The following is a 10,206-nucleotide window of genomic DNA, read 5'->3' on the forward strand; positions in this document are numbered from 1 at the left end:
CCAGTTCTACCGGGGCTCCGCTTCTCCCATCCGAAAACGCCGCAGATCAGAGCACACTTGCCAACGCCCCCGGAGTCATAACTTCACGGCCTTGACCGTTAGGCCACCGAGCGTCAGCTGCGAAACATGGTTGTACTCGTCGTCCATCACCAGGGACTGACGCACGGGGCCGGACCCGCCCGTCCTGCCGTGGAGTTCGTCCTCGGCGCTCCGCTCGTACCAGTGCCGGGCCAGGGCGAGCAGCTGTTCCCTTCCGACCTCCGAGAGGCGCAGCCGGGGCTCCCTGCCCAGCACGGCTTCCGCCACCGCTGGAGAGCCGCCGTCGATTGCCCGTATCAGCGGAGTTGTTCCGTCCGGCAGCTTCCGGTCCGGATCCGCGCCACCCTCGACAAGTGCCTCCGCGACGGCAACGTCATAGGCGGCGACCGCCAGGCACAGCACCGGCAGGCCGTCGTCCGTGACCGTGTCCGTGACCGCTCCGCCCTCCAGCAACGCGGTCACGGCATCCGTGTCCCCTCGCCGGACCGCCGCTACGAGCTGTGTATCGTCCATGTTCCGCTGAGCCCCCGTCTCGGAATGAATGGTCGGCCGATGGGCCCGACCCAGGTGACGGTAGTCGGCGGGGCTACGCCTAGGCCCGTCCATGAGGTCGCCGTCGAACGAGGGCCCGAAGTCCGGGCCTCATCAATCGGTCGATTGATGAGCGGCGCTGACGAGCCCTGACTCGTAGGCGCTGATCACCAGCTGCGCGCGGTCCCGTGCACGCAGCTTGCTCAGCAGCCGACCGATGTAGGTCTTGACGGTGCCGTTACTGAGGTGGAGGTATTCGGAGATGTCGGCGTTGGAGAGGCCACGTGCCACGAGCACTAGGACCTCACGCTCGCGCTCCGTGAGGTCCTCAAGCGAGGAGCCCGGCGCATGGTGCGCATGGGGAAGACGGGCGAACTCGGCGATCAGGCGTCGGGTCACCGAAGGGGCGAGAAGGGACTCTCCGGCGGCGACAGTGCGGATGCCTGCCAGCAGCACCTCAGGAGATGTGTCCTTGAGGAGGAATCCCGCTGCCCCGGCACGCAACGCGCCGTACACGTACTCGTCGAGGTCGAAGGTAGTGAGGATGAGAACGCGTGTCCTGGCTGTCTCGGGGGATCCGGCTATGTGCCGTGTCGCTTCGATGCCGTCCATGCCGGGCATCCTGATGTCCATCAGCACCACGTCCGGGCAGAGCCGCTGTGCACCCTCGACAGCTTCGGCCCCGGTGCTGGCCTCGCCCACCGCTGTCAGCCCGGGAGCGGTGTCGATGAGCACCCGGAAGCTGCCTCGGAGCAGGGACTGGTCATCGGCGACGAGTACCCGGATTGGTTCGGTCACGCGGTCCTCTCCTTCCGGCTCTGGGTCATGCCGTGAGCGGGTTCGGGCGGGAGACGAGCCGACACAGCGAACCCGCCTCCGGGCCGTGGCCCGGCGGCCAACGTCCCGCCATACACCATCACGCGTTCGCGCATCCCCACGAGTCCGTGACCACCCCTGAGTTCCGCCCGGCGGACACGGCCGCGTTCCCGGCACCGTCATCCGCCACCTCTATGTGCGTATCTCCTCGCGAGTCGACTGTGATCGTCACCTGGCAATGTGTTCCGTGGCCTGCGTGCTTGACCACGTTCGTCAGCGCCTCCTGCACGATCCGGTAGACGGCCAGCGCCGTCCCCGCTGGGAGGCCGATGGCCAGTCGGGTACGGAGTTCGGTACGGACTCCCGCCCGCTCGGCACGCTGGATGAGGGCCGGCAGGTCGTCCAGCCCGGGAGGGGGAGCCGTCCCCACCGAGCCTGGCTCTCGCGTGCGCCGTCCAGCAGTGTCGCCGCGCAGCACTCCCAGGGCACGGCGCATCTCGGTGAGCGCCTCCCGGCCGGTCTGCTCGATCGTCTGGACGGCATCGCGCGTCTCCTGGGGGCGTGCCTCGGCCACATGGTTGGCTACCGCTGCCTTGACGACGATCACACTGAGGCTGTGCGAGACGATGTCGTGCAGTTCTCTGGCGATGCGCAGGCGTTCTTCGGCCAATGCCTCCTCCGCAAGGCGGCGGTCCCTTCGGGCCGCTCGGGATCTCCGCTCGCGCACGACACGTCCTGCGACCCACGCGGCCCCGATGATCAGCCAGACGAGGGCGGCAGTTCCGGCGGCTTCCGTCCACGGGCCGGAGGGCGTCAGGACCGCTTCACCAGTGATGACCGTGGCTGCCGAGGCAACCACGGTCAGGGCGAGCGCCGCCGAAGCCCGGCGTGTCGGCTCGATGAGCGCCACCGAGTAGACGGCCAGGGCCGCAGAGATGTAAGGGTCACGAGTGATGTCGAGCAGTGTCGCCGTCACCGAAGCACCCACAACTACGGCCAGGGCCGACAGGGGCCACAGGCGCCGGACGGCCAGCGGCACTCCCACACAGACGGCCACCAGCCAGCCCAGCCACCACGGACCGGAGAACCGAGGCAGACCGTCTGAGGCACCCTGGTCGGCCAGTGCCACGTACCCGGCTGTCACGACGGCCGCCACGCAGGCGTCGATCGCCAGCAGATGCGCGCCGGTCCGCAGATGCCGCCCCATTCTGTGCATCGCTCGACGATACCGATGGCCGCTCATCCAGCCTGCCCGAAGAGGAACATCGCGGTCCCCACGGCGACCAACAGGAGAAGCCTTCCGGCGACCGTGGCCGCCCGTTGCACAACGCAGCCAAGCCCAAGGGAACGAGCGCGACGCACAGTCCCGCAGCGGCGGCGACCGATAGAGGGGTCGTTCCCTTGAGCACCCCCAGCGGCATCGCCGATGCCAAAGCCAGGGCCGCCGCACGCAGCGGTCCCAGCACTCGGGAGCGGTAGGCGCCGATGGCCAGCAGGAGCCAGCCGCCCATGATGGCTGCGTTCAGTGTGCTGAAGATGTGGAACGCGCCGTAGGTCTCACTCACCGTTCGCGTCGCCGATGCCGCCCCCTGGACGGCCACCAGCTGGAAGGCCAGGTGGTCCACACCGGCGTGAAACGCGCGGGCGAAGAGGCCGAGGACCGTGAGTGCGCCGCCCCACAGAGCGAGTTCCCGGAACCTCTCGCCGATCCTGGCGGCGAGAAGCACAACTCCCGGCCAGAGCAGCACCCACCCGGCGGACACAAAGCTGTATGAGGCCGTCATGAGGTCCGGATGGTGCCCGTACGCACTCAACTGCGCAGGGAAGAAGAAGTCGAAGCGCAGGCGCAGCAGCATGCCGGTGAGCAGCAGCAAGGGGCCGAGGACGAGGGAAGCGCCGCCCACCCAGCGTCCCGGAAAGACAGGGTGAGGAACGACGATTGACGCAGTCGTGACGGTCATGGGGCAACGATGCTGCCGCCGCACGCACCACGTCGTCGGAGCATGGACCACACTTTCGGATCGGACCGTGGTCGTACCGCTTGCCTCGTGTTTGCTTCCGGTCCGATCCTCGGACCAGACACCATGCTGCTCGGCTCACGTGCGCTTGGCCGACCGGTGCTCGTCGACATCCGCCGGTGCCCGAGGGCCTGGCACGGTGGCGGCGGCGAGGTTGAGGCGGGCGTCCATGTCGAGGTTGACCTCCCCGTACGGGCGTACGTGGGACCAGAACAGCGCGGTCAGGCCGCGCCGGTCGGCGGGCGTGAGGAGGTCGCCCCACTCCGGTTCGCCGAGGACGTCTTGAAGCATCAGGGTGTTCACGTAGACCAGGGCGGACTGGATAATGCGCAGGCAAAGGACGAACATCTCCTGCTCATCGCGGCGGTTCGAGGCGATCTCACCGCCCTTGCCATATGCGATGACGGAGTTGGCGCCGTTGGAGGACTCCATCACGTTCAGGCCCTCCTCGATCTCCCGCTGGAGGTCGCGAAGGCGCAGATAACGGGCCACAAAGATGGTCTTCTGGGCGCGGCCGACCTCCAGCATGGCCGCGTATGTCCTGTCTCAGTGAAGGTTGAGCGATTCTCATCGAAGATTGAGTGGGCTGGACAGGGCGGCCCGCCGGGGGCGCCCCCTGGGCGTCCCTGCGTGAAACAGGCCCCGCCCTGAGGCGGGGCCTGTCGTCTCGATGAGCAGCGTCCTGGCCGACAGCGCCTACCGTCTGCGGCCTGCCTGACGGCCCGGTCTTACTTCAGGTGCCGTGTGAAGAACTTGGCCGCGGCGTCCCCGGCGAACTGCGGGACGCCGGTGTGCCCGCCCATGTTGGCGTGCAGGGACTTCTCCTTGGAGCCGAAGGCGTCGAACAGGTCCAGGGCTGCCTGCCGGTCGTTCCCTTCGTCGTCCCACTGCAGCAGGACGTGCAGCGGAATGGTGACCTGCCGGGCCTCCTCGAACATGGCGCGAGGCACGAAACTCCCGGCGAAGAAGCCGGCGGCCACGATGCGCGGCTCGACCACCGCAAGCCGGATGCCGATGGAGATCACTCCCCCTGAGTACCCGACTGGGCCGCCGATCTCGGGCAGCGACAGGAGGGCGTCCAGGGCGGCCTGCCATTCCGGGACCGCCTTGTCGACCAGCGGGAGGATGAGGGCGTCGATGATCTCGTCGGTGACCGGCTCGCCGGCCTCCATCGCCCGGCGGAGGTCAGCGCGGGCCTGCTCGGCGGCGGGCCAGCGGGGCCGGTCGCCGCTTCCGGGGAGCTCGATGGTGGCCGTGGCGAAGCCCTCGGCCGCGGAGTGCCGGGCCCGGTCCACCAGGCGGGGGTACATCCTGCGCAGCCCGAGGGGAGGGTGGCCCAGCAGGATCAGCGGCGCCGGCGCTGGTACGGATGCAGGTGTCCACAGGATGCCGGGAATCTCACCGAGGGTGAATTCGCGTTCGAGGACGCCGTCGTCGAGGCGCTGCTCGGAAGTGAAATGCATGGTCGTGCCTTTCGGGAGTGCACTGGAACGGCGCTCCCGGACGACCTGTCTATCGCCCGACCGTGGCCCCGGAGGGGAGCACCCATGTCGATACTGCGTTCACGGGTACCACCTCCTCGTTCTCTCGCACGGCCTCCGGAAAAGTAGCAGTGGCCGCCGTGGTCCGCCAACGATTTTCGCGGAGGACCCCTCGCCGGATCCGCTCGACCTGTCCGTCCCCTCCTGGTCGGCCCGCTCAATCTTCGATGAGAACCGCTCAACCTTCACTGAGACAGGTGTCCGGTCTCGCTCAAGGTGAGGCAGCGTGAGTGCCTGACCTGGGGTGCCTCAGTTTGAGCGAGACGGTGGCGGCTTGGCTGTCTCGCTCAATCCGAGGTGTCGCGCTGAGTGCCCGAGGTCATCTGCATAGGGGCAGCGGCGACCAGCAGTGCGGCGAACACGATGGGAGCGGCTGTCTGGTACCCCATCCAGACTTCACCCCCGGCGCTGCTGCCCTGCCACGCCATCAGGAGGCCGGTCAGGGCCGCCAACACCCAGCCACTGTCGTAGGCAATCATGAGCTGCGTGTAGGTGCGCATCGACCGGCTGCGCGTGTATCTGATCTCGAAGCCGCCGCCGATCAGCAGGGCCACGCCTGAGACGACCATCAGCCAGGCTGGCGTGCCGAGTAACCGGCCGAGCGGGGCAGCGCCGGCGATGGAGACAGCGGCAAGCAACACCTTGAAGGCGCCATCGGCGATGGCACCCACCGTCTGGCGGGTCACCCGCGATGCCACGACCTGGGCCATGAGCGTCCTCCTCAAAGCTCGTCCGGACTGGTTCCGTAATAAGATTACGGCAATAATCAAGCTATGAGAATGACGAGAGCGGAGGCCAAGGAACGCAACCGCCGCGCCTTGCTGGACGCTGCGTTCCAGGTCGTGTCCCGGGACGGATACCGGGCCAAGCTTGATGAGATCGCCGAACGCGCCGACCTGACCACCGGCGCCATCTACTCACTATTCGGGAGCAAGAACGGCCTGGTGGTCGCCCTGGTCGCCGACTACCTGCGGCCGTACTACGAGGAGGTCGAGCAGGCGGTTCCCGCTGGGCTCGATCTGCTGGAAGCGGTCGACGCCTTTGCCCGGTACTACCGGCGCAGTTGTGACGCCCCGGACGCGCTGTCTCGCCTGTCGCTCCAGATCACCCTGCTGGACATGGCCCTGCATGACCCAGACTTGGGGTCCCAACTTGCCATGTCCATCCGGTCACAGGAGAACCATCTGATTGCGCTGTTCACCGGAAGGTCGCACAACGGAAGCACCGTGACGTCGCAACAGGCGCAACGCCTGACCACCGCGCTCAGGGCACTGTTCGTCGGGCTCAGCCAGGGCGTCCCCCTCGGTCTTGCCCCTGGTGCCGACGAGCAGTACTTCGCCGACACTGCCCGCGCTCTGGCATCCGAGATGTCCCTCGTCGATCACGACGCGGATGCGTCGTGATGGTCAGTCAAGATGAGGCGTCTTCGGGTACACCGTTGTGAGTCAGATTTGCGACGGCTTCCACCAAGCCGACAAGGCGGCACTGTCACGTTGACTGACCGGGTGGGATGATCTTCTGGTTGGTCATGCTGGGAGGGGTCGTCCGTGGACAGCGCATCGCCGTCGTACAAGGGGCACCGGTACCCGGTCGAGGTCATTGCCCACTGTGTGTGGCTGTACCACCGCTTTCCCGCTGTCGTTCCGCGAGGTCGAGGAGCTGATGCTCGAGCGCGGCGTGGTCGTCTCCCACGAGACGGTCCGCCGCTGGTGTGCGAAGTTCGGGCAGGCCTACGCCAACGGCCTGCGCCGGAGGCGGCCCCGGCCCGGCGACAAGTGGCACCTGGACGAGGTCTTCGTGAAGATCAACGGAGAGCAGAAGTACCTGTGGCGGGCCGTTGACGCCGACGGCAACGTGCTCGACATCCTGGTCCAGTCCCGCCGGGACAAGGCCGCGGCCCGGCGCTTCTTCCGCAAACTGCTCAAGAGAACCTGCTCGGTGCCGAGGGTGATCGTCACCGACAAGCTCTGCTCCTACGGCGCGGCCCACCGCGAGGTCATGCCCTCCGTAGAACACCGCGCCCACAAGGGCCTCAACAACCGGGCAGAGAACAGCCACCAGCCCACCCGCCAGCGCGAACGCGCCATGAAAGGCTTCCGTAGCGTCGGCGGAGCCCAGCAGTTCCTGTCCGCGTTCAGCGGCATCTCACCCCACTTCCGACCACGCCGCCACCTGATGACCGCCCCCGAATACCGCACCGAGATGACCACCCGCTTCGCCATCTGGGACCAGGTCACCGGCGCTGCAAGCCGGCCCACCACGGCCTGAGCACGGAGCCGGAACCCGACCCCACCACACCCGACACACCATCAGGCACTCACACACCCAACAACGTGACAGCGCCTTCCTGATCGTTTTGCGGTCCACCCCCAGAGACGTGGCCAGCTCGCTCTTCGAGCGGCCCGCGTACCAGTGGACGTAGATCTCGGTGATGTCGACCACGACGAACGTTCTCCTCGCCATCCGGGCTGCCCATCGGCCATCCGAACCACAGGCCCAGGGCCGACCATGCGCCTTCGCGATGGCCAGGTCCCTCGATCCCGAACTCCGTCGTACCCCTGGGGAATTAGGAGAACTCGGGATGGGGAATTACGTGACGCTCAAACCACCCGTCGTGGGGAAAAACGTGAACGCTCACACCGCCACCGGCCTCCTGGCTTCGCCACCTCGCCCAAGGCGTCCTCGCCTGGCCGGAAGCGCGCGGGTTCGCAGTTTCATGGACATGTAAGCGCGGGAACTCATGCTCGGTTCGGTGCGGGCACAGCGGCGGGAATCACGCCGACCGGATGCACGTCACCGAAGTCGAACCACTCGCCCTCAACTCGATGGTCGGCAAACGCCCGGTGCAGCAGGGCCTCCAGCTCGCGGCCACCGGAGGTGTACCACAGCACTTCGAGGCGGTCAGGGTTGCCTGTCTGTAGTTCCTGCAGCCGCTTTTCAGGGCTGACGCTGGTACCGATCTTGACGCGGGCCGATCCGGCAGAGCCGATCACGTACACATAGGAGTCGCCGCCCGGCATGGAAGCGGTCACGGCCGTGGCTGTAAGGGGGACCACTGACATCCCATGGGCCCTCAAATGCGAGACGACGTGCTCCTTGCGATGGTGTACGACGGCACCTTCTGCCGACCAGACTCACGCGTCGTTGTCCTGTTTCGCCCGGGCGTACTCGATAGCGGCCCGCGGGAGTTCGGTGCCGTACCTGTGGGATTGGTTGAGTAGCTTGGTCAAGCCGCGGGGGGCTTGGCTCCAGCGGTCGGCTAGGCTCACTTCCGCGCCGGGGTCGTCCAGGAGCTGGGAGATGACCAAGGCAGCTTCCGTGGGCTGGTCTCCGCCGCCGGGCCCCCACCACAGGTGGTCCCCGGGGGTGCACGGCCCGGGGTAGATCCGGCCGTCCGCGGTCTGTATCCACACGGTGTCTTCCAGGATCACGGATCTGAGCCGGGCATCCCGGTCCGGCAGCCGCAACGGGGCAAGGAAGACCCATGCGCCTTCGCGGGAGGACCCCTTGCGGACAACGGGGATGCCCGTTGCGGGGTCGGTGTAGAAGGTCACGCCCTGAGCGTCATCGGCGAGGACCGCGTGCAGTGCGGTGGGGGCGCACGGCGCCAGTTGCTGCGCCCATCGGCGAGCAGCGGGTCCGCGGGCGCTCACCTCAGTGTGCGGGCCGAACGGCAGGAGGCCGGGGTCGCAGTACATTCCGATCTTCAGGGGTTCATAGGCTTCGAAGAGCTGGCTGGAGGCGATGGTGCGCCAGCCCGCGGCAAGCACGTCACGGTCACCGGTGCGAGGCAGCGGGTAGCCTTCGGTGCGGTGCCGGGCGGCGATGAGGAGCGGGTCGCCGTGCGGGTGCGCACCGCGCTCACCGAAGATGCGTATCTCAAGGTTGAGGCTGCTGATGCGCTGATTGCGCAGGGAGTTGGCTAGATCCGTGAGTGCTGTCTGGGCGGCGTCGTCAGGCCACCCAAAGGAGGCCGCCTTGCGCAAGGTGGACTCCCGCTCGTCGGGCAGGACCTCGGAGATGGTGACGGTTACACCCGGCGTCCACTGGCTGATCACGTCGGAGCGCCGCAGCTCACTGGGCCACCAGGGCAGTGGTTGTCCGACGAGTCTGGTGACCAGGCCCCACTGGGCCTCGTATTCCAGAGGCGGCTGCGCTGTGTCGGCCGCGATTAGAGCCGGTCCGGAGGATCCGATGTCGCCGTACAGAGCGCACACGGTGATCACGCCCTGGGAGCCAGCGTCCTCGGCCAGTTCTTCGGCCATGGCAGATGCTGCGCCTCTGCGGGTGGTGTGGAGGATACGCACGACACCGAGATCCGTTTCCCAGTCCATGGCCGGCCCCTGCGAGGTGGGCTGGAATCCGATCCATGTGCCGGGGGCTACGGCGCGTGTTTCCAGAGCTGGGTTAAGCAGCACGGCGCCCCGCTCGCGAAACCGGCTGGAGCGGGCGGCCCAGACATAGACCGAGCCGCCGTCCCACCTCCAGTGGGCCTCCTTGCCGAGCGTGCGAAGCTGGCCGAGGTGTTCCCGGGCCCCGTGAGGAAAGTCTTCGTCTTCCTCCAGCAGGTGCTCCAACTCACCTTTGGCCAGCTGAAGGAGTTTCTCCACCTCGTGTCTGCGCAGGAATGCGGATTGCCGCCCGGCCAAGATGCCCTCTCCTTGATGCAGTTGCCTTACGGATGGAGCCGTGAAGACGGCATGCCGACCACTCGGCGCGGGGCGGCCTCCTCGGCGGCAGGTGCTGCTGTTGAAAGCGTGGTGCATGTTCGCCGGCCGTGCCCGCCGCTGGGGCTTGGAGCGGAGCGCATCCATGTAACACCGAAATCGCCTCCTGCTACCGGCGACATTGCGTCAACTTTTCATGTTACAGAACTCGTTGGACGGCACCGATCCTACGATGCTGGCTCGGTCCTGGAACGCCGCAAGGGGCGTGAGGCGTCAACCACCCGGCAGTTTCCCCTGGTTCTAGGACTGCGGGATTCGCTTGCTGCGCAGAGGAAGGCATGAATGCCCAGCGGAATCTGGCACCTGGAGCCTCGACGGATCCGCCCCTGGACGAACGCGCCGTGTCGGCGTCGATCGAGCATCCGGAGATCCGGGCGTACCTGGATCTAGACCGGCCGCAGGTCACTGAGGAACACCTGCGGCAGGCCTTCGGGCGTTTCCCTTGATCGTGGACACCCTGATCATTGGATCGTGTAGATCCATAGGATTAGGAGTTCCTGTTGGGGACATCGAAGTACTCGCCTGAGTTCCGGG

Annotated in this window: 9 protein-coding genes and 1 pseudogene; 2 read left to right on the plus strand and 8 right to left on the minus strand. The window is 67.1% G+C overall.

Annotated features, from left to right (window positions below):
- Positions 1 to 75: 75 nt before the first annotated feature.
- From ACFVX4_RS40830 to ACFVX4_RS40855, 6 genes are all read right to left on the minus strand, one after another.
- Positions 76 to 645, minus strand: coding sequence for an ankyrin repeat domain-containing protein (locus ACFVX4_RS40830; RefSeq protein WP_389988204.1), 570 nt, complete (start codon positions 643 to 645; stop codon positions 76 to 78).
- A gap of 39 nt (positions 646 to 684) precedes the next feature.
- On the minus strand, positions 685 to 1,368 hold the full coding sequence (locus ACFVX4_RS40835) for a response regulator (RefSeq protein WP_389988207.1): 684 nt from the start codon (positions 1,366 to 1,368) through the stop codon (positions 685 to 687).
- Between the two features lie 118 nt (positions 1,369 to 1,486).
- Positions 1,487 to 2,602 carry a sensor histidine kinase gene (locus tag ACFVX4_RS40840; RefSeq protein WP_389988210.1) on the minus strand — a complete coding sequence of 372 codons (1,116 nt, stop codon included), beginning with the start codon at positions 2,600 to 2,602 and terminating at the stop codon, positions 1,487 to 1,489.
- Positions 2,603 to 3,482: 880 nt separating this feature from the next.
- Positions 3,483 to 3,932: a Tn3 family transposase gene (locus ACFVX4_RS40845; protein ID WP_389988213.1), complete on the minus strand. Its 450-nt coding sequence runs from the start codon at positions 3,930 to 3,932 to the stop codon at positions 3,483 to 3,485.
- A 200-nt stretch (positions 3,933 to 4,132) separates the two neighbouring features.
- Entirely contained in the window at positions 4,133 to 4,867 is a 735-nt protein-coding gene (locus tag ACFVX4_RS40850) for an alpha/beta hydrolase (RefSeq protein WP_389988216.1), read from the minus strand.
- Between the two features lie 365 nt (positions 4,868 to 5,232).
- Positions 5,233 to 5,655, minus strand: coding sequence for a hypothetical protein (locus ACFVX4_RS40855; protein ID WP_389988218.1), 423 nt, complete (start codon positions 5,653 to 5,655; stop codon positions 5,233 to 5,235).
- 69 nt (positions 5,656 to 5,724) lie between these two features.
- On the opposite strand from ACFVX4_RS40855, the gene ACFVX4_RS40860 reads away from it, so the two are divergent.
- Together ACFVX4_RS40860 and ACFVX4_RS40865 are read left to right on the plus strand one after the other, a co-directional pair.
- Entirely contained in the window at positions 5,725 to 6,348 is a 624-nt protein-coding gene (locus tag ACFVX4_RS40860; protein WP_389988221.1) for a TetR/AcrR family transcriptional regulator, read from the plus strand.
- A gap of 144 nt (positions 6,349 to 6,492) precedes the next feature.
- Positions 6,493 to 7,213: pseudogene (locus ACFVX4_RS40865) on the plus strand (IS6 family transposase).
- 470 nt (positions 7,214 to 7,683) lie between these two features.
- Here ACFVX4_RS40865 and ACFVX4_RS40870 read toward each other — a convergent pair.
- Both ACFVX4_RS40870 and ACFVX4_RS40875 read right to left on the minus strand, forming a co-directional pair.
- Complete coding sequence (locus ACFVX4_RS40870) at positions 7,684 to 7,977, minus strand: GIY-YIG nuclease family protein (RefSeq protein WP_389988224.1); 294 nt, start codon at positions 7,975 to 7,977, stop codon at positions 7,684 to 7,686.
- Between the two features lie 102 nt (positions 7,978 to 8,079).
- Positions 8,080 to 9,594, minus strand: coding sequence for a hypothetical protein (locus ACFVX4_RS40875; RefSeq protein WP_389988227.1), 1,515 nt, complete (start codon positions 9,592 to 9,594; stop codon positions 8,080 to 8,082).
- Between the last annotated feature and the right edge of the window lie 612 nt (positions 9,595 to 10,206).

Origin of the sequence: Streptomyces sp. NPDC058240, from assembly GCF_042882135.1 — a bacterium.
Classification (GTDB): Bacteria; Actinomycetota; Actinomycetes; order Streptomycetales; family Streptomycetaceae; genus Streptomyces.